Genomic DNA, 20,893 nt, shown 5'->3' on the forward strand with positions numbered 1-20,893 from the left:
CCGCCGGCCCGGGCGGCCGCCGTCTACACCTGCTGCGCGCTGGCCGGGGCGGTGCTGATGCTGGCCATGGTCGTCGCCTCCGGCTTGGCGATGGTCGGGCTCGGCACCCTGTACGCCTCGATGTGCGCCGGCCTGCCGGTGGCGTCGTTCGTCGCCGGCTACCTGGTGCTCGGCCGGTGGGGGCGATCAGTGATCGACGGTGACGCCCCGGCGTCGCGGTTCGTCCCGCTCGGCTTCGTCATCTGCGTCCTGCTGGTGCCGCTGGTCTACTGCGCGTACCTGCTGGCGTTCCGCGTGCTGCGCTGAGCGGGCCGGAGTTCGTCCGCGTCGTCCAATGCCAGCCGGGCCACCTCGGCCGCGCAGCCCCACGAGAGGGTGACCCCCGCGCCCCCGTGGCCGTAGGCGTGCACCAGCCGACGCCCGGGCGGGCTGCCCGGCGCCACCGCCACCCGCGGGCCGCCGTGCCGGGCCGGTCGCAGCCCGACCCGTTCGCCGAGCACCGGCGCGGTGGCCAGTTCCGGCACCAGGGCCATGCACCGGCGCCGGATCGCCGCCGAGGTGGCCGGGTCGGGCCGGGTGTCCCACTCGCCCGGCTCGAACGTGCCACCCAGCACCACGTCGTGCCGGCGCGGGTGCACGTAGGTGATGCCCGCCGGATTGTCCTCGTCGCGGACGGAGGTGGTCAGCCCCGGGTTCGCCACCAGCACGAGCTGACCGCGGACCGGGTGCACGGCCGGGTCGTCGGCGAGCCGACCGGCGGCCAGCCCGGTGGCGTTGACCACCGTCGGCGCCAGGGCGAAGCCGTCGGTGAGCCGGTCGAGCCGGCCGCGCAGCAGCCGCCCGCCGGCGCCGGCGAACCGCTCCCGCAGCCAGCGGAGGTACGGCGGCATCTCCACGGTCGGCGCGGTGAACCGCAACTCCGTCGAGTACGGCCCGGCGCCCGGCGTGGCGACCAGGTCCCCGGTCGCCGCCGCCCACCAGGGCGGGCCCGCCCACGGCCGGCGCAGCAGCATCCGGGTCGGCCGGGCCACCACCCCCGGTACGCCCGCCGCGGCCTGCCGGCCCAGCTCGGCGCGGGTCTCCCGGGCCCAGCGCAGCACCCGCGGGTCCGCCTCGGTGTGGCTGGGATACCAGACCGCGGCGGCCACCGCCGAGACCGTGTCCGCCGGTTCGTCGGCGGCCAGCAGGGTCACCCGCGCGCCCCGTTCCCGCAGCCGCACCGCCGCGGTCAACCCGATGATCCCGCCGCCGACCACCACCACGTCCGCCCTACCCGTCATGGTCAGCCTCCGTTTCCTCTCATGATGCGTGGGTGTGCACATGATTGGATGTCCTACCTTGCGGTGGGACGGTCCCGGTATTACCCGCCGTGGCGGTGCCGGGTTGACGTTTCACGGCCACCGGCCCCGCGAGCGGGGTCTTACGGTCGGCTCCACGTCCGTTTCGCGTCTCCGAGCCACTCCCGGCGACGGTGACCGCCAGGGCGGCCAGGTTCCGTGCGGCGTTGACGTCCCGGTCCAGGACGAGACCACAGGTGGTGCAGGTGTAGGTGCGCTCGGACAGGGCGAGTTTGGTTTTCACTACGCCGCAGCCCGAGCAGGTCTTCGAGGACGGATACCACCGGTCGGCCACCACCAGCCGCCCGCCATTCCACCCCGTCTTGTACGCCAGTTGCCGGCGTAGCTCGGCGAACCCGGCATCGGCGACGCTTCGGGCCAGCCGCCGGTTGGCGAGCATCCCGGCCACGTTGAGGTCTTCCACCACCAGCGTGCCGTACTCGCGGGCGAGCCGGGTGGTCAGCTTGTGCAGACCGTCACGACGCAGATCAGCGACCCGGGCATGCGCCCGGCCGAGCCGGGCATGGGCCCGCTCCCACCGCTTCGACCCACGCCGGCCGGTGCGCCGGTCCGGGCCGACCCGGCGAGACACGCGCCGAGCCAGACGCCGCATCCGCCGGGCGGCAGCGTCCAAATGGCGCGGGTTGGGCTCCACCTCACCGGTGGACAACACCGCCAGATGCGACACACCCAGGTCCACACCGACTGTCGCATCCGGACCGGCCGGTACACCCTGGGCGCGCTGCACCGCGCAGGTGAACGCCACGTACCAGCGCCCACCGTCGCGGCGCAGCGTCGCCGACAAGATCCGGGCGGTGCCCGCCTCAAGCCGGCGGGCCAGCTTACGAGCCGACTCGTGCAGCTTCAACCGGCCCAGCCGGGGCAACACCACATGCTTGCGGTCGGGTTCGACGCGGATGGCCCCGGTGGTGAACCGCACCGACGGGGTCGACCGGCGGCGTGACTTGAAACGCGGAAACCCGACCCGGCGTCCGGCCCGCTTGCCGGTGCGGGAGTCGGACCAGTTCTTCAACCCCCTGGCCAGCGCGTCCAGGCCCGTGTTGAACGCCTCCTTGGAGCACTCCGCCCACCAAGGCGCCACATCGGACTTCGCCTGATTCCACGCTCTACGCAGCGCGGGCAGCGACCAGCCCTGCGTCGGGGTCAGGTCCACCTCGTCGATGCCATAAGTGCGTTCGGCGGCCCGCTGGGCCATCACCGCCTTCACCCGGGCCAGCGCCCAGTTGTGCGCCACCCGCGCCGCCCCCGCATGAGCCAACACCACCCGCTCCTGCCGGGGCGTCAGGTCCAACGCGAACCGGTATGCCTGCACCACACCCAACCGCTCCCGGTCCGCCACGCCCAGCACCCTAACCACCCGATACGACACTCACCCGCAACCACCAACGCCACACCCCCATGGCACCGAGCCGCCGACCACCGGATCCCCCGTCACAACGCACCACCCACACCGCAAGCCACTCCTCCAAGCTCACCAACGCATACCAATGCCTCGGCAACAGTTGACACCCCCGTCGGACCGCGCCCGGCGGGCGGCTAGACCCGGGTCGCCTCCCCGGCGGGACGGTGCGGTCCAAGACGCGTCCACCACCCGGATCCGTGACCTGGTCCGCGGCCGGGGCGGCCGGCTCCGGTTGGCGTACACCCGCTCAGCGCGCGGCGGCCGGGTGGACGCGCTGATCGCCCGCTTCCGGGCGGAGAACCCGGAGGTGGAGGTGGTCGCCGAGACCGGCTGGACGGCGCCGAACGTGGCGGGCCTGCTCGCCGGCCGCCTCGACGCGGCCTTCGTCCGCCCGCCGGTGCCCGAGCCGGGCCTGACCTGCCGGATCGTCGACACGGAGGAGCTGCTGCTGGCCGTGCCCACGCGGCATCCGCTGGCCACCGGCCGCCGCCGGCTCGACCGGGCCGAGGTGGCCGGCCTCCCCGCGGTGATGTGGCCGCGGGAGAACGGCCCGGGCATGTTCGACCGCACGATCGCCCAGATCTGGCCGGACGGGAGCTTCCACCTGGTCCGCCAGGAGCCCGACGACGAGCAGTTGCTGCGCGCGGTGGCCGAGGGGGAGGTGGTCGCGGCCGTGCCGGCCGGCCGGGCCCGGGCGTTGACCCTGCCCGGGGTACGGTTGCGCCGGTTCACCGCACCGACGCCGACCGTCGACATCGGACTCGCCTGGCGCCGGGGCGCCACCAACCCCGCCGTACGCCGCCTCGCCGCCCTGCTCGCCGCCGGCTGACGGGTGCCGGCCGGGCCGTTGTCGTGTCAGGATCTGTCCCCGGCCCCTCGGCGTGATGTGGCCGGGGCGGTCGACCGCGTCATGCGGGTAGACGAGGACCAGTCCAGGGGAGGGCGCGTGAGCGCGGCGCAGATCATGGCGAGGCTGGCGGCGGCGGCCCAGAAGCTGGACGAGGCGAAGGCCAAGACGGCCGCCGCGGCGCAGGACGCCGCCGAGGCGCGGGCGCTGGTCGCGGGCGCCCTCGAAGGGGTGGCGGCCGGTCCGCTGGTCGGCGCGATCGACGCGTACCGGCAGGCCCTCGCGCAGGCCGCGCAGGGCGGCGAGCCGGCGAAGCAGCACGTCCAGGAGACCATCGCGAAGGTCCAGGCGCTGGGCAGCTGACCCGGGTCACCGGGCCCGGGCCCAGGTGAGGAAGCGCTCGGTCAGGTTCTCCGGTACGGCGTGCCCGTTGAGCTGGGAGAGCTGCGCGCCGGCCTCGGCCATCAGGGTGCTCAGGTAGACCAGCAGCGCGGTCCGGTCGGCGCGGTACTCGACCAGCAGGGCCAGCCGCGCCGGTTGGCAGGGCCACTCGGCGCCACAGACCCGGCAGCGCCACAGTGGACGCATCGGCAGGTGCGGCCGGGACGGCCGGCTCACCGAGGGCCGCCGTTGCGCCGCCACCCGCCGGCCCGCCAGCGCTGCGCCGGAGTGAGGTTCCCGACGCGGCCGAGGCCGGTGGTCGGGAAGACCTCCGTGGGTGCCGTGGCCCAGGTCGGCCGCTCGTTCGGTGTCCGCTGCCAGGGGATCGTCGGCGCCGGCTGGTGACGCCAGAACAGGAAACGCACGGGATTGCCTCCTTCGGCCGGTGGCAGGGGCCGCCCCGACGTCGTTGGCGAGGCGGCCCCGGCGCTGACGCTGACCGCCGGGCTCCTCGCCTCCACCGGTCGCGCCGTCCTATGGGGACAACACTCCGGCGAGTCGTCGGACAGGTACACCGCGTAGCGATATGGTCGCCGGATATTCGGGACGTCCGACGGAGGGGCCGTGAACGACGCGTTGCGGGTGGCGCTCAACGAGACCGGGTACACGACGGAGGCCCTTGCGGAGCGGGTGGGGGTCGACCCGAAGACGGTCGGCCGGTGGCTCAGCGAGGGCCGCATCCCGCACGCCCGGCATCGCGTCTCGGCGGCCGCGGTGCTCGGGCGGGACGTGGTGGACATCTGGCCGGACACGTCGAGACGTCGTGAGCCGGTCTGGTTCCGTCCCTGGCAGGAGATCGAGCGTGAGGCGGTGTCGCTGCGCTGGTTCGAGTCCCTTGTACTGCCAGGTCTCCTTCAGACCGAGGCCTACGCCCGTGCCGTGCTCAGCGGCGCGGGTCTGATCCCTCGGGGCGACGTCGAGCGGCACTTGGCGGCCCGGCTCGCCCGTCAGGGCGTCCTCAGACGCGACGACCCGCCGCAGTTCACCGCCGTGATCGACGAGGCGATCCTGCGCCGACCCGTCGGGGGCGGGGCGACCATGCACGAGCAACTGCGCGCCCTGGTCGCGGCCTCCGCCGAGCCGCACGTCCGGGTGCACGTCGTGCCGTCCTCGGTCGGCGCGTACGCCGGCCTGAACGGCCCCTTCGTGGTCGCGACCTGCCCGGACCACCGGGCCGCCGGCTACCTGGACAACCAGTTGCAGGGACAAGTGGTTAGCGACCCCGAGGACATCGCGGCCATGATGGCAGCGTGGGAAAACGTGCGCGGCGAGGCGCTTTCCCACTGGCAGTCAGTCGACCTAATCACGGAAGTGGCGGAGACATGGAGCTGAGTGGGGCGCGGTGGCGCAAGAGCAGTCGCAGCAGCGGCAACGGCGGTGCCTGTGTCGAGGTGGCCGACAACCTGCCTGGGGTGGTCGCGGTCCGTGACTCGAAGGACCCGGCCGGCCCGGCCCTGACCTTCACTCCCGCAGCCTGGCGAACGTTCGTCGTCCGGGTCGCTGAGCGGGGCTGACTCTCCCGTACGCGGGAGGAACGGCCGAGTAGGCGTCAGCTCCGCGACCGGGGCAGGCAGCACTTCTTGTACTTGCTGCCTGACCCGCACCAGCACGGCTCGTTGCGGCCCGGCGGCCACGGTATCGGGTCGGCCTCCGCGAGCAGGGAGTCGGCATACTCGTCCACCGTCGTCAGGTCCGTCGGGTCGAGGTCGGCGTCCCGGGCGAAGGTGGCCAGGCCGTCCGCGGAGCCGGCGACGAGCCCCAGATCGGTCACGCCCTCCTCGGCCAGCGCGACCAGGTCGCGCTCGGCCCGGGCCCGGTGGTCGTCCCAGCCGGTCCCGTACGTCTCCGCCAGCGCCGGCCAGCGCAGCAGCAGCGCGTTGAACTCCGGCCGGGGCCAGAAGACGATCCCATGCGGACCGTCGTCGAGCTGGTCGAGGGCTCGTGAGCTGGCGGCCCGCAGCCGGTCGGCCAGGTTGTCGAGGTCGTCGTGGGGCAGCTCCATCTCCCCGCGCAGCCGGTGCCGCTGCTGAACGAGTCCGTACACCATGGCGGCGGTCTGCTGCTGCGACTCCTCCGCCGCGTACGGCCGGTCCGTGCTCCGGTCCAGGAGCTCGCGGACCGCGTCGGTCAGCCAACGCTCGGCGAGGTCGTCGTACCCGACTTCCTCCAGCACCTCGGTCACGTAGATTGCGGCCGGGTCGACGGTCAGCAGCGGGCGCAGCTCCTCCAGCCCTGCCATGGCGTCGTCGACACGGCCCAACCGGTGCAGCAGCCGGGCGCGCATCGCTCTGGAGTAGCCGTCGGGCTCGCCGTGGGTGCGGTAGACGTCGATGGCGCGTTCGGCCAGGGCCAGCGCCCGTTCCGGGTCGTCCTCCTCCCGTTCGACGATCTCCGCGGCGAGGGTCAGCGCGTACCCGAAGTCGCGCTTGTTCAGGATGTGGCCGCCGTCGACCGCGTCGACCAGGCGCGTGACCAGCGCCTCCGGGTCGGGCGCGGAGTACGCGAGGTGAGCGATCTCGTCGAGGTCGTGGCTGCTCAGTAACTCGCTGGAGGGGGTCATCGCACTTCCCGTGATCTGCCCGGACGAATCGGCACAGCGTAACGCCGCCGACCGGTGGCAGAACCGTTGACACGAAGGAGATCCGGCGGTCGGAGCGGTGCGTGACGCCGCCGCGCAACCGATTCATGCGCCCGAAATGCCTGATCGCGCTCCCATCGGGAGTTCACGTTACCCGTCCGTAACTTTTCATTGACGAGCACGAATTGTGACCCGCATCATCGTTCCCACGATCGATCGGATCCCCCCACTCACCGTCCCGGCTCCCCGGGTGCCTCCCACCGGAGGTGCAGCCATGCTGCTCCGAACGATCCTCGCCGCCACCACCGTCGTCACCGCCCTGCTGGTCCCGGCCACCGCCGCCCAGGCCGGCCCCCATCGCGCCACCACCAGCGCCGCAACCACCACCAGCGCCGCAACCGCCGGCACCGCGGCCGGCACCGAGGCGATCGCCGCCGCCGGCGCCAACCCCGTCATCGTCGTCGGGGGACTGATCGGCGTCTCCATCGCGTACGAGCCGATCGCCGCCCGGCTGCGCGCCGACGGCTTCCGGGTCTCCATCTACCAGCTCCCCGGGCTCGGCTTCGGCGACATCCGCGAATCCGCCCGCGCCCTCGCCGCGTACGTCGACCAGGTCCGCGCCGCCACCGGGGCGGCCAAGGTGGACCTAGTCACCCACTCCGAGGGCGGCCTGGTCTCCCGCTGGTACGTCAAGTTCCTCGGCGGCGTCGACAAAGTCGACCACTACCTCAGCCTCGGCAGCCCGCAGCAGGGCACCTACGCCGCCAACATCCTGAAGTTCGTCGGGCTCGGCAGCTGCGCCGGCATCGTCGCCTGCCAGCAGATGTCGATCGGCTCGGACCTGCTCACCGCCCTCAACGGCGGCGACGACACGCCGGGATCGGTGCGCTGGACCACCGTCCGGACCTGGCAGGACGAGCTGGTCTGGCCGATCGACAACGCCGGCCTCGCCGACGGGGCGACCAACGTGCTGATCCAGTCGTGGTGCCCGCTGCGGCTGGTCGGCCACCTCAGCCTGATCCTCGACGGCACCACCTACTCGGTGGTCCGCCAGGCGCTCACCGACGCCGCGATCCGCCCCAACTGCTTCGCCCTGTAGCGCGCCGGAGACGGCCGGCCGCCGAGGTGGCGGCCGGCCGTCGCGCGGGTACGAAGAGTCAGGCGGCCTTGGCGAGCGCCTCGAACTCGTCGTCGGTGAGCCGCACCTCGGCCGCGGCGATGTTCTCCTCCAGGTGCGCCACGGAGGACGTACCCGGGATGGGGAGCATGACCGGCGACCGGCGCAACAGCCAGGCGAGCGCGAGCTGCGCGGGCGTCGCGCCGTGCTCGGTGGAGATCTCGTCCAGCGGACCGCCCGGCTTGGCCAGGTTGCCGGTGGCGATCGGGAACCACGGGATGAACGCCAGGTCGTTGCGCTCGCAGTGGTCGAGCACGTCCTCCGCGCTGCGGTCGGCGAGGTTGTAGAGGTTCTGCACGGAGACGATCGGGGTGATCTTCCGGGCCGCCTCGATCTGCTCCACGGTCACCTCGGACAGGCCGATGTGCCGGATCTTGCCCTCCTGCTTGAGCAGCGCCAGCTCGCCGAGCTGGTCCTCCAGCGGCACCTTGGCGTCGATCCGGTGCAGCTGGTAGAGCCCGATGCTGTCCAGGCCCAGGTGGCGCAGGCTCAGCTCGCACTGCTGGCGCAGGTACTCCGGGCGGCCCAGCGGCCGCCAGTCGCCGGGGCCGGAGCGGGACAGCCCGGCCTTGGTGGCGACGACCAGGTCGTCGGGGTACGGGTGCAGCGCCTCCTTGATCAGCAGCTCGCTGACGAAGGGGCCGTACGAATCGGCGGTGTCGATGAACGTCACGCCCAGCTCGTACGCCCGGCGCAGCACCCGGACCGCCTCGGCCGGGTCCTTCGGATCACCCCAGACCCCGGGCCCGGTGAGCTGCATCGCCCCGTAGCCCAGCCGGTCGACCTGGAGGTCACCACCGATCCGGTACGTGCCGGAGGCCTTCGCGGGCTGCTTGCCGGGGTCGATCGCCATGAGCCGCTCCCATTCCTGTTCCGTCGTCGTCAGCGTCCGGTGTTGTTCCCGCAATACGGCGGGCGCAACATCCGGGCCCGGGTTGTGGGCGGAGACACGCCCAGCCGGGGTGGTCGTTTCCGATCCTGCCGCGTCGCGACCCCTGCGGGGACGAAGGGCCCAGCAGGTCGGCTACCGGGCCGGCGCGGGGCAGTTGCGGCGAGCGCCCGCTACGGCGGTCCGGCACGTGCGACGCTGTGCCCGGGTCGGACGTACGTCGGGAGGGGGCGCCATGTCGGGAACGCCGCAGGTCGACTTCGCGCTCGACACGTTCGAGTGCATCGTGCTGTACCCGGGGCCGTCCGGTCGGGCCCTGCCGGACGAGACGGTGCAACGGTTGCAGGCCGAGCACGTCCAGCACATGCGGGCGCTGCAACGGCGGGGCATCCTCCTGGTCGACGGCTCGGTGGACGGGCCGGCCCGCGAGCCGGACCCGCCGATCGGCTTCGGCCTGGCCCGGACCGGCTCGGTGGACGACGTCCGCAGCGTGATGGAGGCCGACCCCGCCGTGCAGGCCGGCCTCTACCGGGTGGACGTGCTGACCTTCCTCTGCCCGGCCGGCTCGCTCGAGTTCCCGCTGGCCAAGACGCAGACCTGAGGCCGGCCTCAGCTCCGGCCTCTGCCGGACCGCCACCGCGGCGCAGTCGACCAGCGCGTCCAGGTCGCGTCGCCAGGTTCCCTCGCCGATGCGTGCGGACGCCGGGGGGCGGCGCGGTGCCGCCCGCGGCCGCCGTGGACCCGCCGCCGGGTGGACTCCAGGAGGACCTCAGTCGGGGCACAAGGGCGAGCGGTACGATTTCGGCCGCGCGGTCGCCGGTGCCCGCCGACATACGATGTTCCGGTGCGGTTCCGTCCGCCCGCTGCGCGGGGATCGCGCCGTTGGACAAAGTTCCGCAGCCCGCAAGGGATCGGCCGGCAGGTCGATCCGAAGGAGAGACTAGCCTGATGGGCGTGACACGCCGCGCGAAGATCGTCTGCACCCTCGGCCCCGCCACCTCGTCCCCCGAGCGCATCCGGGGCCTGGTCGAGGCGGGTATGAACGTGGCGAGGCTCAACTTCAGCCACGGCAGCCACTCCGACCACGAGTCGGTCTACCGCCTGGTCCGCGAGGCGGCCGAGGCGGCCGGCCACCCGGTGGCGATCCTCGCCGACCTGCAAGGCCCCAAGATCCGGCTGGGCCGGTTCGCCGACGGCCCGCACGAGTGGCGCACCGGCGACTCCGTCGTGATCACCGGGGACGACATCCTCGGCACCAAGGACCGCGTCTCCTGCACCTACCGCAAGCTGCCGCAGGAGGTGAAGCCGGGCGACCGGCTGCTGATCGACGACGGCCGGGTCGCCGTCGAGGTCAGCGACGTCACCGGTAACGACATCCGCTGCCTGGTCACCGAGGGCGGCCCGGTGTCCAACAACAAGGGCGTCTCGCTGCCCAACGTGGCGGTCAGCGTGCCGGCGATGTCGGAGAAGGACGCCGAGGACCTCCGCTTCGCCCTCGGCCTGGGCGTCGACCTGATCGCGCTCTCCTTCGTCCGCTCGGCCGAGGACATCAAGCTGGTGCACGGCATCATGGCCGAGGAGGGCGTGTACCGCCCGGTGCTGGCCAAGGTCGAGAAGCCCGAGGCGGTGGACCACCTGGAGGCGATCGTGCTCGCCTTCGACGGTGTGATGGTCGCCCGCGGCGACCTCGGCGTCGAGATGCCGCTGGACCAGGTGCCGCTGGTGCAGAAGCGCGCCGTCCAGCTCTGCCGGGAGAACGCCAAGCCGGTCATCGTGGCCACCCAGATGCTCGACTCCATGATCGAGAACTCCCGGCCGACCCGCGCGGAGGCCTCCGACGTGGCCAACGCGGTGCTTGACGGCGCGGACGCGGTGATGCTCTCCGGCGAGACCAGCGTCGGCAAGTACCCGGTGCTGACCGTCAGCACCATGGCGAAGATCGTTACCACCACCGAGGCCGGGTCGATCGGGGTGCCCCGGCTCCAGCACGACCCGCGTACCCACGGTGGCGCGCTGACCGTCGCCGCCTCCTCGATCGCCCGCGCCATCGGCGCCAAGGCGCTGGTCGCCTTCTCGCAGACCGGCGACACCGTCAAGCGGCTGAGCCGGCTGCACTGCGACCTGCCGCTGCTGGCCTTCACCCCGGTCCCCGAGGTGCGCAACCAGCTCGCGCTCTGCTGGGGCGTGGAGACCTTCCTGATGCCGTTCGTCGAGCACACCGACGACATGTTCCGTCAGGTCGACCAGGCGCTGCTCGGCCTCAACCGGGCCAACCCCGGCGACTACGTGGTGATCGTCGCCGGCAGCCCGCCCGGCACCCCGGGCTCCACCAACACCCTGCGGGTGCACCAGCTCGGCTCGCTGGTCGACGCCGCTTCCGCGCGGGCCCTGCAGTGACCGAGCGTCCGGCTGCCGGGCAGGCCGCGGTCGACCAGTTGCTGGAGGTCCTCGACCTCGAGCACACCGGCGAGATGGCCTTCCGCGGGATGAGCCCGCCGGTCGGCCCGCAGCGGGTGTACGGCGGCCAGGTCGCCGGCCAGGCGCTGGTCGCCGCCGGTCGCACCGTCGACCCGGAACGCTTCGTGCACTCGCTGCACGGCTACTTCGTCCGCCCCGGGGACCCGGTCGAGCCGATCGAGTACCAGGTGGAGAACGTCCGCGACGGTCGCTCCTTCTCGGTACGTCGCTCGGTGGCCCTCCAGCACGACAAGCCGATCTTCTTCATGTCGGCGTCGTTCCAGCGACAGGAGGAGGGCCTCGACCACCAGGCCCCCACCCCGCCGGACGTGCCCGGGCCGGACGACGTGCCCACCATGGCCGACCGGCTCTCCCGGTACCCCGAGCGGCTCGGGATCTGGGGGCAGATCCCGCGCCCGATCGATGTCCGGTATGTCGGCGAGCCCGGCTGGGTACGCCCCGGTGACCGGCCCGCCGACCCGTACCAGCGGGTGTGGATGCGCATCGACGGCAAGCTGCCCGACGATCCGCTGCTGCACGCCTGCGCCCTGGCGTACGCCTCGGACCTGACCCTGCTCGACTCGGTGCTGTCGGTGCACGGTGAGGTCTGGGGCCCCGGCGGTGTGGTGGGGGCGAGCCTCGACCACGCGCTGTGGTTCCACCGGTCGTTCCGGGCCGACGAGTGGTTCCTGTACGACTGCTGGAGCCCGTCCGCCTCCGGCGCGCGCGGGCTGGCCACCGGCCGGATGTTCACCACCGACGGCCGGCACATCGCCAGCGCGGTCCAGGAGGGGCTGCTCCGCCGCGTCGGCGCCTGACCGGCCGGCGACTGTGCCGTGACCGATCGGCCGAGGGTCGCCGGCCCGGGCGGCTGATCAGCGGACTAACCTTGCCGCATGCGTCTCTCCGCCCGGGTCGACTATGCCCTCCGCGCGGCGGCCGAGCTGGCCTCGGTCGCCGACGGCACGGCGGCCGGACGCAGCCGACCGGTCACCGCCGAGCAGATCGCCCGCGCCCAGGAGATCCCGCCGAAGTTCCTGGAGAGCATCCTGCTCCAGCTGCGCCGGGGCGGGATCGTGCACGCCCAGCGCGGTCCGGAGGGCGGCTACTGGCTGGCCCGGCCGGCCTCGGAGATCTCGCTCGCGGAGGTGATCCGGGTGATCGACGGCCCGCTGGCGCACGTCCGGGGTCACCGGCCGGAGGAACTCGGCTACCAGGGCGCCGCGCGTGCCCTGCAGGACGTCTGGATCGCCTTGCGGGCCAGCGAGCGGGAGATCCTCGACCTGGTCACCATCGCCGACGTGGCCAGCGGCTCGCTGCCAGGCCGGGTCAACGAACTCGCCGCCGATCCGCGCGCCTGGACCTGACCCGCGCCTCCGCCGGGGCCGTTCGGCAATTCCCACCAACCGGATAGGGGACTTGACCGGAGCGCCTCCGTGCCGCATTGTCGACCAAGTCGATAGGAGATACCGAAAAGTCAGGGGGCGCTCGTGCGCAAGCTGCTGATCCTCGCTCTGGTCGGGCTCGCGGCGCAGCTGGTCGACGGCGCGCTGGGCATGGCGTACGGGTTGACCTCGTCCACCCTGCTGCTCTTCGCCGGGGTGGCGCCGGCCGCCGCCTCCGCGTCGGTGCACCTGGCCGAGATCGGCACCACGCTCGCGGCGGGAGTGGCGCACTGGCGGTTCGGCAACGTCGACTGGCGGGTGGTCGGCCGGATCGCGGTGCCGGGAGCGATCGGGGCGTTCGCCGGCGCCACCTTCCTGAGCGCCATCTCCACCGAGGCCGCCGCGCCCTGGATGGCCGCGATCCTGTTCACCCTCGGCGCGTACCTGCTGGTGCGCTTCTCCCGACCGCTTCGGGCGAACCGGGCCGCCGGCCCGCTGCGCGGGCGGTTCCTCGGTCCGCTCGGCCTGGTGGCCGGCTTCGTCGACGCCACCGGCGGCGGGGGCTGGGGGCCGGTGGCCACCCCGGCGCTGCTGGTCTCCGGCCGGATGGAGCCGCGCAAGGTGATCGGCTCCGTGGACACCGCCGAGTTCGTGGTGGCGGGCGCGGCCAGCGCCGGCTTCCTGATCGGCCTGGGCGTCGAGGGTTTCCTGCTGCCCACCGTGGCCGCGCTCCTGGTCGGCGGCCTGGTCGCCGCGCCGATCGCCGCCTGGCTGGTGCGGATCGTCCCGGCCCAGCTGCTCGGCGCCACCATCGGCGGGGTGATCGTGCTGACCAACGCCCGCACGCTGATCCGCGCCGGTGAACTGGGCGGTCCGGTCCCGTCCCTGCTGTACGTGCTGCTCGCCGCCGGCTGGCTCGTCGCGCTGGTCCTGGCGGTGCGCGCGTTGCGGCGTACCCGCCTGGCCCGGGCCATCGCCCAGGCCGCGCTCGCCGCCGACGCCGCGCCGGCGACGGTCGCCGCCGAAGCGGTCTCGGCGACGGCGGTCGCCGCCCACGCGAGCGGGGCGGTCGAGCCCGCGACCGCCGACGCGGACCGGCCCCGTCGGCTGGCCGCGGCCGTCGAGGGCTGATCCCGCTCCCGGCGCCGGCGCCTGAGAGGTGGGACCCCGCCCCCGGCCCGGCACGTGCGAGGCCGGCGCCGGCCGACGAACCCCGCGACAACCGTCGTGGCCGCCGCGAGATCTCGACGTACGTCACCGACGGTTGCTGCCCTGCGCGGCCGCCTACCCGCACCACCTCCTTTGCTCTGCTTCAACCAGCGCAACAACCCGCTGACCAGCGCATCCTCGTCAGCGGCTGGCGATGGCCAGGGGGTTCCCGCGACTCTGCGTGAGTGTTGCCTGAAGCAGAGCAAAGGACGTCCGTGACAACCTGGCACGCCTTGCCGGTCCGGTCGCCGCGTTGTCCGGTCGGCGGTCAGCCGGCCGGCAGGTCCTCAGCCGCCGCGGAGAGCAGATCCCACGCCTCGTCGACGTGCGTCTCGGTGGTCAGCGGCGAGCCCACCGCCAGCCGCAGCGTGTACCGCCCCTCCACCCGGGTGTGCGTCAGGTGTACCCGACCGGTGTCGTTGACCCGGCGCAGCAGCTCGGCGTTCGGCTTGTCACCCGCCCGCAGCCGGAAGCAGACCAGCGAGAACGGATGCGCGGCGGCCAGCTCGAACCGGTCGTCGGCCGCCACCCGCGCGGCGAAGCGGTCGGCGAGCGCCACTCCCGATCGGATGTGCGCCCGCAACCCCTCGACGCCGTACCAGCGGAGCACGAACCAGAGCTTGAGTGCCCGGAACCGGCGGCCCAGCGGCACCTGCCAGTCCCGGTAGTCGATCACCGCGCCGGACTCGGTGGCCGCGTTGCGCAGGAACTCCGGCATCACCGTCAACGCCTCGATCAGTTCGCCCCGGTCGGCCACCCAGAACGCGTCGCAGTCGAAGCCGGTGAGCAGCCACTTGTGCGGGTCGAAGCAGTAGGAGTCCGCGCGCTCCAGTCCGGCGTGCGACCAGCGCAGCTCCGGGCAGACCGCGGCCGCTCCCGCGTACGCGGCGTCGACATGCAGCCAGACGCCGTACTCCGCGCAGATGCTGCCGATCTCCGGCAGCGGGTCGACGGCGGTGGTGGAGGTGGTCCCGATCGTCGCCACCACGATCGCCGGCGTCACCCCGGCAGCCCGGTCCGCCTCGATCGCCGCCCGCAGCGCCTCCGGGCGCATCGCCTGGGTCCGTAGGTCCACCTCGACCGCTCGGACCCCGTCGGCGCCCAGCCCCGCGATCCGGGCGGCCTTCTCGATCGAGGAGTGCCCCTGGGTGGAGGTGTACGCCCGGTACCGCCGGTCGATCCCGTCCGCCCGCCAGCCGCCCTTGCTCGCCCGGTGCAGCGCGCCCAGCGTGGCGACCAGCGTGGCCGAGGACGCGGAGTCCTGGATCACCCCGCCGCCCCGGCCGGCGGAGCGGAACCGCTCCGGCAGGTCCAGCAGCCCGGCGAGCCAGTCCAGCATCACCGTCTCCAGTTCGGTGCAGGCCGGCCCGGTGGCCCAGAGCATGCCCTGCACGCCGAGACCGGAGCTGACCAGGTCGCCGAGGACGCTCGGGCCGGAGGTGTTGGCCGGGAAGTAGCCGAAGAAGCCGGGATGCTGCCAGTGCGTCAGTCGCGGCGCGATCACGCTGTCCAGGTCGGCCAGCAGCGACTCGACCGGCTCGCCCCGGTCGGTCGGGCCGGCCGGCAGTGCGGCGGCCACCGCGCCCGGCGGGTCCTGCGACGTCACCGGTCGCTGCCCGAGTGTCGTCCAGTAGTCCGCGATCCAGTCGACCACCGCGTACCCGGCGCGCCGGAACTCCTCGGGGTCCATGTGCTCAGCCATGACCCCGAGTCGATCAGGTGGGTTGTCGCGGATCAAGGGGCGGGAGGGGGAAAGGCAGGCACCGGGTCGCCGACCGCGGAATCCGCAGCGCCGGCGACCCGGTGCACCACACCGCAGCACCCCCGACCCGTCCCGACCGGGAATGCCGTACCACCACCGGTCACAAAGCTAGGGGAGCTCCGCGACGGTGGGGTGACGTCGCTATGAAGAGCGTGTTTCAGCCGTTCCGGCGCAGCCCGCCGGCCACCTGCTCGGCGACCAGCTCGAAGGAGCGCACCCGGTCGGCCACGTCGTACACCATCGTGGTCAGCATCAGCTCGTCCGCGCCGGTGCGCTCCAGCAGCTCGCCCAGCTGCCGGCCCACCGTCTCCGGCGAACCCATCGCCTGACCCTCGCGGCGCTGCCGGACGAAGTCGCGTTCCAGCTCGTCGTACGGGTACGCCGCCGCCTCCTCCGGACTGGCCAGCGGCTCCGGGCGACCCGAGCGAAGCTTCAGGAACGACAGCGAACTCGGACCGGCCAGCCACTCCGCCCGCTCGTCGGTCTCCGCGCAGACCACGTTCACCGCCACCATCGCGTACGGCTGTTCCAACCAGCGCGACGGCCGGAAGCTCTGCCGGTACAGCGCCAGCGCGGGCAGGGTGTTCTGCGCGCTGAAGTGGTGCGCGAACGAGAACGGCAGCCCGAGCAGCCCGGCGAGCTGGGCGCTGAACCCGCTCGACCCGAGCAGCCACACCGTGGGGGACTGGCCGCGCCCCGGGGTGGCCGTGATCGGCCCCGGCTCCGCACCGCTGAAGTAGTTCATCAGGTCCGCCAGCTCCCGGGGGAACCCCTCGGCCGACAGCCCCTCCATGGTCCGGCGCAGCGCCAGCGCGGTCACCTGGTCGGTGCCGGGAGCGCGGCCGATGCCCAGGTCGATCCGGCCCGGGTGCAGCGCGTCCAGGGTGCCGAACTGCTCGGCCACCACCAGCGGCGCGTGGTTGGGCAGCATCACCCCGCCCGAGCCCAGCCGGATCGTCGAGGTGTTGGCGGCCAGGTGGGCGAGTAGCACGGCCGGAGCCGAGCTGGCGATCGCCGGCATGTTGTGGTGCTCGGCCACCCAGAACCGGTGGTAGCCCAGCTCCTCGGTGCGGCGGGCCAGCTCGGTGGTGTGCCGCAGCGCCTCACCGGAGGTCGCCCCACGGGCCACCGGAGCAAGATCAAGGACAGACAGGGGTACGTCGATCACTCGTTGAGCAACCCCGCCCGTGCCGGAATTGTTCCGGATGGTGCCCTAGCCCATACCGCGCGCCTGCTCGAAGATCAGGCTGGTCTGGGTGTGCTGCACCGCCGGGTCCACCGCCAGGTGGTCGAGCACGAAGTCCCGCAGCGCGTCCCCGGAGGCCGCCCGCACGTGCAGCACGTAGTCCTCCGCGCCGGCCACGTGGAACACCGACACCACCCCCGGCAGCCGGACCGACCGGGCCCGGAACGCGTCCACCACCGCCCGTTCGTGCGCGGTCAGCCGCACCGACACCAGGGCCTGCAACGGCAGTCCCACCGCGGCCGGATCGACCTCGGCGTGGAAGCCGCGGATCGCCCCGCACTCGCGCAGCGACCGGGTCCGGGTCAGGCAGGTGGAGGGCGCCACCCCCACCCGCTCGGCGAGGGCGTTGTTCGGCAGCCGGCCGTCGGCGGCCAACTCGGTCAGGATCGCGCGGTCGACGTCGTCCAAGGCCGTGAACGGCCGCACATCGTTCGGTGCAACGGGCATGCGAGCATCCTCCACCGAATCGGCGAGCGTTGGAAGAGCCAGTGACAGAATCTTCTTCGTAGCTATTGCCCCCAACTGCGCTGATGTTCGACCCTTCCGGTCATGACAGCCGTGGACACCAGAGCCGTGCACGCCGGGCGCGACGACCTCGCCGGTCTCGGCGTCCACGTACCGCCGATCGACCTCTCCACCACCAACCCCCTGCCCTCGGTCGACGAGGGCGGCGACGCGTACGAGACCCTCGCCACCGGCGGCACCCTCCCCGCCGGCGGCAGCGCCGTCTACCAGCGGCTCTGGAACCCCACCGTGGCCCGATTCGAGACCGCCCTCGCCGAACTCGAAGGCACCGCCGCAGCCGTCGCCTTCGCCAGCGGCATGGCCGCCCTCACCGCCGCCCTGCTCGCCGCCACCCGCGACGGGCAGCGGCACATCGTCGCCGTCCGCCCCCTCTACGGCGGCACCGACCACGTGCTCGCCACCGGCCTGCTCGGCACCGAGGTCACCTGGGCCCGCCCGGACGAGGTCGCCGCCGCCGTCCGCCCCGACACCGCGCTGGTCATCGTCGAGACCCCGGCCAACCCCACCCTCGACCTGGTCGACATCGCCGCCCTGGCCGACGCCGCCGGCGACGCCCCCCTGCTGGTCGACAACACCGTCGCCACGCCCGTGCTCCAGCAGCCCGCCCGGCACGGCGCCACGCTGGTGCTGCACAGCGCCACCAAGAGCATCGGCGGCCACGGCGACGTCCTCGCCGGCGTGATCGCCTGCGACGCCGGGTGGGCCACCCGGCTGCGCCAGGTCCGCGCCGTCACCGGCGCGATCCTGCACCCGCTCGGCGCGTACCTGCTGCACCGCGGCCTGCAGACGCTGCCCCTGCGGGTCCGCGCCCAGCAGGCCGGCGCGGAGAAGCTGGCCGGCTGGCTCGCCGGCCACCCCGCCGTCGAGCGGGTCCACCACCCGTCGGCGCACGACCCGGCCGGGCTGGTCGGCCGGCAGATGTCCGGCACCGGCAGCCTGCTCGCCTTCGAGGTACGCGGCGGCGCGCCCGCCGCGGCGGCTGTCGCCGGGGCGTGCGAGCTGATCACCCACGCCGTGTCGCTCGGCGGGGTGGACACCCTGATCCAGCACCCGGCCTCGCTGACCCACCGACCCGTCGCCGGCGAGGCCAAGCCGTGCGGCGGGCTGCTGCGGATCTCCGTCGGCCTGGAGGACCCGGAGGACCTCCGGGCGGACCTGGCCCACGCGCTCGGGGTGATCTGACGCCTCGCGGCTGCGGACCCCGTGCGTCTCGCCGCCCGGCCCGGGGCGCTGTCCGGCGTCAGGACTTCGGGCCGACGTGGCAGTCCAGCGCGGCGACCGCGTCCCGCCGCGCGACGGAGAGGGAGTTGCGGCGGTTCATCTTCCACGCGATGCCGAGCTGGTCGAGCGCCCACTGGCAAAGGCCCATGATGTCGGTCGACTCGTTGGTGAACATGTAGCGTGGGTAGACATACTGCTTGCCCCGGACGGTGACCCGGTTGCTGAACCGGCAACCGTCGGAGTGGAACAGGCCGCGCAGAAGGTCGCCCGGTTGCGCCGCCACGATCTCCCGCTGCCATTCGGCCAGCACGATCGGCCGCTCATGCTTCTTGCCGGGCCCGTGCTGTGGCAACAGGCACGGCCAGTGTCTGCCGTAGCTCTGCACGGTGACGCAGCCCTGCTTCTGCACGCGCTGCACCGAGGCCGCCAGGACGCCCTTCATCGCTTCTTCGCAGGCGTCGATCAGGCCCGGCCAGGCGTCGGCGCAGAAAATGCGCAGCACCGGAACCCGGACGGTGGTGACCAGGTGCCCGTCACCGAGGTAGAGGCCGAGCAGGTAGGCGTACTGACCGGGATCTGTCGGATTGTCGACGTCGGCGCGGCAGCGGAAGCAGCGCAGCGCGGTGCCCTGTTGCTTCGGCTCCGGTCGGACCTTGCACCAGTGTCGGACGGTGGGATAGGAAACCCCGACGGCGCGGGCGGCCTCAGCAACGGTCGCGCCGGCGAGGTACAGATGCCGCGCTCGAGCGCGTACTTCGGGTGGATGCACGTACGCATCTTCGAACGCCAGTACGACAATTTCGGTGCCCCCGGTGGGACTCGAACCCACACTGTCGGAGGTTTGAGCTCCGTCTCTCTTCCATTGGAGTACAGGGGCTTGCGTGATTCAGCCTCAACAGAATACCGACTAGGCTAAGGGCGGCGACACCCGGCACGGCGGGCGTCGGGCTCAAACTGGTGGGAGTGGCTCGTGGCCGAGACGCAGACGGATGCCGAGCGCAGGCGGGTACTGATCGCCGAGGACGAAGCGCTGATCCGGCTGGACCTGGCCGAGATGCTGGTCGAAGAGGGTTACGAGGTGGTCGGCGAGGCCGGTGACGGCGAGACCGCCGTCAAGCTCGCCGAGGAGCTCAAGCCGGACCTGGTCATCCTCGACATCAAGATGCCGATCATGGACGGGCTGGCCGCCGCCGAGCGGATCGCCGGCGCCCGGATCGCCCCGGTGATCATCCTGACCGCGTTCAGCCAGCGGGACCTGGTGGAGCGGGCCCGGGCGGCCGGCGCGATGGCGTACCTGGTCAAGCCGTTCCAGAAGAGCGACCTGGTGCCGGCGGTGGAGATCGCCCTCTCCCGCTACTCGGAGATCGCGGCGCTGGAGGCGGAGGTGGCCGGCCTCACCGACCGGCTGGAGATCCGCAAGACCGTGGAGCGGGCCAAGGGCGCGCTGATGACCACGTACGGGATGACCGAGCCGCAGGCGTTCAAGTGGATCCAGCGCACCGCGATGGACCACCGGATGACCATGAAGGAGGTCGCCGAGCGGATCCTCGCCGAGACCGCCGGCGGCGAGGTGACCCAGCCCGCCTCCTGACCGTCCGCCCTCCGCCCCGACCGTCGCCGCGCCGTCGGCGCACGTCCTCGCGCCGGCGAGTGGTGGCGGGAGAATCCGGCGGGTCGACGGATCCCGTGCCTCGTCGGCGGTCGATACGATCGCGGCCATGCGTGCTCGGCGTCCGCTGGCGGTGCTCGGCCTGACGGCCGTGCTGCTGGCCGGCTGCCGGTCGCCCGGGCGCACCGATCCGGCCCCGGAGCCGGCCCGCCCGGCCTGGCAGCCGATGACGCTGCCGGTGCCGCCGGGCGCGCCCGGGCGGCTGCAGCTGCGGGACGCGACGGCCTGCGGGGGCCGGTGGTTCGTGGTGGGCGCGGTCGCCGACGCGGCGGGTGGCACCCGCCCGGCGGCGTGGACCAGCATCGACGCCGCCGCCTGGACGGCCCTACGTCCGGTGCCGCGCAGCCCGTACGGCGCGGAGAACGTGCTGACCGCGGCGGGCTGCCGGGACGGCCGGTTGGCGGCGGTGGGCGGCAAGAGCGGCGGGGTGCACGGCAATCCGCGGATCAGCACCTGGCGGCAGGTGGCCGACGGGTCGCTGGTGGAGGTGCCGGCGGAGTTCGAGGTGTTCGGCGGCCCGGACGCGGTCAACGTGGGCCGCATCGCGGGGGGCCCGCGCGGCTGGCTGATCGCCGGTAACCGGGCCACCGGGGCGGCGGCCTGGGTCTCCGCCGACGGGACCGATTTCCGGTTGGTCAGCGGGGTGCCGGGGCTGGCCACGGACGCGGCCGGCCGGCCGTGGGCGGCGGACGGCACGGCGACGGCCTCGGGGTGGCTCATGGTGGGG

22 protein-coding genes, 1 tRNA gene and 2 pseudogenes are annotated in these 20,893 nt (G+C 73.2%); 14 read left to right on the forward strand and 11 right to left on the reverse strand.

Translation table 11 applies throughout. From position 1 onward, the window contains the following. Window positions 1–306: pseudogene (locus tag DKT69_RS38285) on the forward strand (hypothetical protein); the annotation flags it as partial. Here the strand turns inward: DKT69_RS38285 and DKT69_RS13520 are convergent. Together DKT69_RS13520 and tnpB are read right to left on the reverse strand one after the other, a co-directional pair. Continuing rightward, complete coding sequence (locus DKT69_RS13520) at window positions 267–1,280, reverse strand: FAD-dependent oxidoreductase (RefSeq protein ID WP_201749658.1); 1,014 nt, start codon at window positions 1,278–1,280, stop codon at window positions 267–269. The pseudogene DKT69_RS38285 and the gene DKT69_RS13520 sit on opposite strands and share 40 nt — an antisense overlap. 19 nt (window positions 1,281–1,299) lie before the next feature. Further along, on the reverse strand, window positions 1,300–2,697 hold the full coding sequence (tnpB, locus tag DKT69_RS13525) for an IS607 family element RNA-guided endonuclease TnpB (protein ID WP_236647852.1): 1,398 nt from the start codon (window positions 2,695–2,697) through the stop codon (window positions 1,300–1,302). Window positions 2,698–2,845: 148 nt separating this feature from the next. Here tnpB and DKT69_RS13530 point away from each other — a divergent pair, with 148 nt between their 5' ends. Together DKT69_RS13530 and DKT69_RS13535 are read left to right on the forward strand one after the other, a co-directional pair. Continuing rightward, on the forward strand, window positions 2,846–3,589 hold the full coding sequence (locus DKT69_RS13530) for a LysR family substrate-binding domain-containing protein (protein WP_255420199.1): 744 nt from the start codon (window positions 2,846–2,848) through the stop codon (window positions 3,587–3,589). A 117-nt stretch (window positions 3,590–3,706) separates the two neighbouring features. Further along, the gene (locus DKT69_RS13535; RefSeq protein ID WP_109801921.1) at window positions 3,707–3,970 is read left to right on the forward strand and encodes a DUF6244 family protein; all 264 of its coding nucleotides are present in this window, start codon (window positions 3,707–3,709) and stop codon (window positions 3,968–3,970) included. Between the two features lie 6 nt (window positions 3,971–3,976). On the opposite strand, the gene DKT69_RS13540 is transcribed toward DKT69_RS13535, so the two are convergent. After that, complete coding sequence (locus tag DKT69_RS13540; RefSeq protein ID WP_236647857.1) at window positions 3,977–4,225, reverse strand: flavin reductase; 249 nt, start codon at window positions 4,223–4,225, stop codon at window positions 3,977–3,979. Further along, window positions 4,222–4,413 (reverse strand): hypothetical protein, encoded by a 192-nt coding sequence (locus tag DKT69_RS13545; RefSeq protein WP_109801922.1) that lies wholly within the window; start codon window positions 4,411–4,413, stop codon window positions 4,222–4,224. Before DKT69_RS13545 ends, DKT69_RS13540 begins: the two co-directional genes overlap by 4 nt. A gap of 199 nt (window positions 4,414–4,612) precedes the next feature. Here DKT69_RS13545 and DKT69_RS13550 point away from each other — a divergent pair, with 199 nt between their 5' ends. Both DKT69_RS13550 and DKT69_RS13555 read left to right on the forward strand, forming a co-directional pair. Then, a complete protein-coding gene (locus tag DKT69_RS13550) occupies window positions 4,613–5,380 on the forward strand; it encodes a helix-turn-helix domain-containing protein (RefSeq protein ID WP_109801923.1) in 768 nt (255 codons plus the stop codon). Beyond that, a complete protein-coding gene (locus tag DKT69_RS13555) occupies window positions 5,371–5,562 on the forward strand; it encodes a DUF397 domain-containing protein (protein ID WP_109801924.1) in 192 nt (63 codons plus the stop codon). The genes DKT69_RS13550 and DKT69_RS13555 overlap by 10 nt, the downstream gene beginning before the upstream one ends. Before the next feature lie 35 nt (window positions 5,563–5,597). Here DKT69_RS13555 and DKT69_RS13560 read toward each other — a convergent pair whose 3' ends face one another. Then, window positions 5,598–6,608 (reverse strand): SEC-C metal-binding domain-containing protein, encoded by a 1,011-nt coding sequence (locus DKT69_RS13560; protein ID WP_109801925.1) that lies wholly within the window; start codon window positions 6,606–6,608, stop codon window positions 5,598–5,600. Between the two features lie 292 nt (window positions 6,609–6,900). Here DKT69_RS13560 and DKT69_RS13565 point away from each other — a divergent pair, with 292 nt between their 5' ends. Next, the gene (locus tag DKT69_RS13565; RefSeq protein WP_109801926.1) at window positions 6,901–7,725 is read left to right on the forward strand and encodes a lipase family alpha/beta hydrolase; all 825 of its coding nucleotides are present in this window, start codon (window positions 6,901–6,903) and stop codon (window positions 7,723–7,725) included. Between the two features lie 58 nt (window positions 7,726–7,783). Here the strand turns inward: DKT69_RS13565 and DKT69_RS13570 are convergent, their stop codons facing one another. Beyond that, entirely contained in the window at window positions 7,784–8,656 is an 873-nt protein-coding gene (locus tag DKT69_RS13570) for an aldo/keto reductase (protein ID WP_109801927.1), read from the reverse strand. A 271-nt stretch (window positions 8,657–8,927) separates the two neighbouring features. Between DKT69_RS13570 and DKT69_RS13575 the strand changes: the two genes are divergently transcribed. The 5 genes from DKT69_RS13575 to DKT69_RS13595 all read left to right on the forward strand — a co-directional run bounded on the left by DKT69_RS13575 (window position 8,928) and on the right by DKT69_RS13595 (window position 13,665). Next, a complete protein-coding gene (locus DKT69_RS13575; protein WP_109801928.1) occupies window positions 8,928–9,293 on the forward strand; it encodes a YciI family protein in 366 nt (121 codons plus the stop codon). 347 nt (window positions 9,294–9,640) lie between these two features. Next, on the forward strand, window positions 9,641–11,089 hold the full coding sequence (gene pyk, locus DKT69_RS13580; RefSeq protein WP_109801929.1) for a pyruvate kinase: 1,449 nt from the start codon (window positions 9,641–9,643) through the stop codon (window positions 11,087–11,089). Beyond that, entirely contained in the window at window positions 11,086–11,967 is an 882-nt protein-coding gene (locus DKT69_RS13585; protein ID WP_109801930.1) for an acyl-CoA thioesterase, read from the forward strand. Before pyk ends, DKT69_RS13585 begins: the two co-directional genes overlap by 4 nt. A gap of 78 nt (window positions 11,968–12,045) precedes the next feature. Next, a complete protein-coding gene (locus DKT69_RS13590) occupies window positions 12,046–12,516 on the forward strand; it encodes an RrF2 family transcriptional regulator (RefSeq protein ID WP_109801931.1) in 471 nt (156 codons plus the stop codon). Between the two features lie 123 nt (window positions 12,517–12,639). Continuing rightward, window positions 12,640–13,665: a sulfite exporter TauE/SafE family protein gene (locus DKT69_RS13595; RefSeq protein WP_109801932.1), complete on the forward strand. Its 1,026-nt coding sequence runs from the start codon at window positions 12,640–12,642 to the stop codon at window positions 13,663–13,665. Between the two features lie 346 nt (window positions 13,666–14,011). On the opposite strand, the gene DKT69_RS13600 is transcribed toward DKT69_RS13595, so the two are convergent. From DKT69_RS13600 to DKT69_RS13610, 3 genes are all read right to left on the reverse strand, one after another. Beyond that, window positions 14,012–15,445 carry a pyridoxal-dependent decarboxylase gene (locus DKT69_RS13600; protein ID WP_236647858.1) on the reverse strand — a complete coding sequence of 478 codons (1,434 nt, stop codon included), beginning with the start codon at window positions 15,443–15,445 and terminating at the stop codon, window positions 14,012–14,014. 217 nt (window positions 15,446–15,662) lie between these two features. Further along, window positions 15,663–16,673 carry an LLM class flavin-dependent oxidoreductase gene (locus DKT69_RS13605; protein ID WP_109801934.1) on the reverse strand — a complete coding sequence of 337 codons (1,011 nt, stop codon included), beginning with the start codon at window positions 16,671–16,673 and terminating at the stop codon, window positions 15,663–15,665. 45 nt (window positions 16,674–16,718) lie between these two features. After that, window positions 16,719–17,198 carry an Lrp/AsnC family transcriptional regulator gene (locus tag DKT69_RS13610; RefSeq protein ID WP_109801935.1) on the reverse strand — a complete coding sequence of 160 codons (480 nt, stop codon included), beginning with the start codon at window positions 17,196–17,198 and terminating at the stop codon, window positions 16,719–16,721. Between the two features lie 102 nt (window positions 17,199–17,300). Between DKT69_RS13610 and DKT69_RS13615 the strand changes: the two genes are divergently transcribed. After that, window positions 17,301–18,458, forward strand: coding sequence for a trans-sulfuration enzyme family protein (locus DKT69_RS13615; protein WP_109801936.1), 1,158 nt, complete (start codon window positions 17,301–17,303; stop codon window positions 18,456–18,458). Window positions 18,459–18,516: 58 nt separating this feature from the next. On the opposite strand, the gene DKT69_RS13620 is transcribed toward DKT69_RS13615, so the two are convergent. Continuing rightward, complete coding sequence (locus DKT69_RS13620; protein ID WP_109801937.1) at window positions 18,517–19,266, reverse strand: helix-turn-helix domain-containing protein; 750 nt, start codon at window positions 19,264–19,266, stop codon at window positions 18,517–18,519. 35 nt (window positions 19,267–19,301) lie between these two features. Continuing rightward, window positions 19,302–19,374, reverse strand: a tRNA-Leu gene (locus DKT69_RS13625). Window positions 19,375–19,467: 93 nt separating this feature from the next. Here DKT69_RS13625 and DKT69_RS13630 point away from each other — a divergent pair. Both DKT69_RS13630 and DKT69_RS13635 read left to right on the forward strand, forming a co-directional pair. Next, window positions 19,468–20,088 (forward strand): ANTAR domain-containing response regulator, encoded by a 621-nt coding sequence (locus tag DKT69_RS13630; RefSeq protein WP_109801938.1) that lies wholly within the window; start codon window positions 19,468–19,470, stop codon window positions 20,086–20,088. 127 nt (window positions 20,089–20,215) lie between these two features. Next, window positions 20,216–20,893 (forward strand): annotated as a pseudogene (locus DKT69_RS13635) (hypothetical protein); the annotation flags it as partial.

The sequence above is a fragment of the Micromonospora sicca genome (genome assembly GCF_003172935.1).
In the GTDB taxonomy this organism is placed as follows: Bacteria; Actinomycetota; Actinomycetes; order Mycobacteriales; family Micromonosporaceae; genus Micromonospora; species Micromonospora sicca.

Coding starts and splice junctions, on each gene's coding strand:
- DKT69_RS13520 (WP_201749658.1), bottom strand. CDS start 1,280: ATGACGGGTAGGGCGGACGTGGTGGTGGTCGGCGGCGGGATCATCGGG.
- DKT69_RS13530 (WP_255420199.1), top strand. CDS start 2,846: ATGCCTCGGCAACAGTTGACACCCCCGTCGGACCGCGCCCGGCGGGCG.
- DKT69_RS13555 (WP_109801924.1), top strand. CDS start 5,371: ATGGAGCTGAGTGGGGCGCGGTGGCGCAAGAGCAGTCGCAGCAGCGGC.
- DKT69_RS13560 (WP_109801925.1), bottom strand. CDS start 6,608: ATGACCCCCTCCAGCGAGTTACTGAGCAGCCACGACCTCGACGAGATC.
- DKT69_RS13565 (WP_109801926.1), top strand. CDS start 6,901: ATGCTGCTCCGAACGATCCTCGCCGCCACCACCGTCGTCACCGCCCTG.
- DKT69_RS13570 (WP_109801927.1), bottom strand. CDS start 8,656: ATGGCGATCGACCCCGGCAAGCAGCCCGCGAAGGCCTCCGGCACGTAC.
- DKT69_RS13575 (WP_109801928.1), top strand. CDS start 8,928: ATGTCGGGAACGCCGCAGGTCGACTTCGCGCTCGACACGTTCGAGTGC.
- pyk (WP_109801929.1), top strand. CDS start 9,641: ATGGGCGTGACACGCCGCGCGAAGATCGTCTGCACCCTCGGCCCCGCC.
- DKT69_RS13590 (WP_109801931.1), top strand. CDS start 12,046: ATGCGTCTCTCCGCCCGGGTCGACTATGCCCTCCGCGCGGCGGCCGAG.
- DKT69_RS13600 (WP_236647858.1), bottom strand. CDS start 15,445: ATGGCTGAGCACATGGACCCCGAGGAGTTCCGGCGCGCCGGGTACGCG.
- DKT69_RS13610 (WP_109801935.1), bottom strand. CDS start 17,198: ATGCCCGTTGCACCGAACGATGTGCGGCCGTTCACGGCCTTGGACGAC.
- DKT69_RS13615 (WP_109801936.1), top strand. CDS start 17,301: ATGACAGCCGTGGACACCAGAGCCGTGCACGCCGGGCGCGACGACCTC.